Raw genomic sequence first — 247 nt, 5'->3', positions numbered from 1 at the left:
GACAACAAGCACGCGCCCGATCTGATCCGGCGCGCGCTGGTCCTGCTCGCCGACCATGAGCTGAACGCCTCGACCTTCACCGCGCGCTGCGCAGCCTCGACCGGACTCAGTCTCTATGATGCCGTCACCGCCGGCTATTGCGCACTCACCGGCCCGCTGCATGGTGGCGCACCGGAACCGGTGCTGGAAATGCTGGATGCGATCGGCACGCGCGAACGGATCCAGCCCTGGGTCGATGCGGCGCTGG

1 protein-coding gene is annotated in these 247 nt (G+C 68.0%); it reads left to right on the top strand.

Going from position 1 to position 247, the window contains the following annotated elements:
- A partial coding sequence (locus G8O24_RS43360) for a citrate/2-methylcitrate synthase (protein ID WP_188108485.1) occupies positions 1-247 on the top strand: 247 nt, incomplete at both ends.

The organism is Bradyrhizobium campsiandrae (genome assembly GCF_014529705.1).
In the GTDB taxonomy this organism is placed as follows: Bacteria; Pseudomonadota; Alphaproteobacteria; order Rhizobiales; family Xanthobacteraceae; genus Bradyrhizobium; species Bradyrhizobium campsiandrae.
This window is presented reverse-complemented; position numbering and strand designations above follow the sequence as displayed.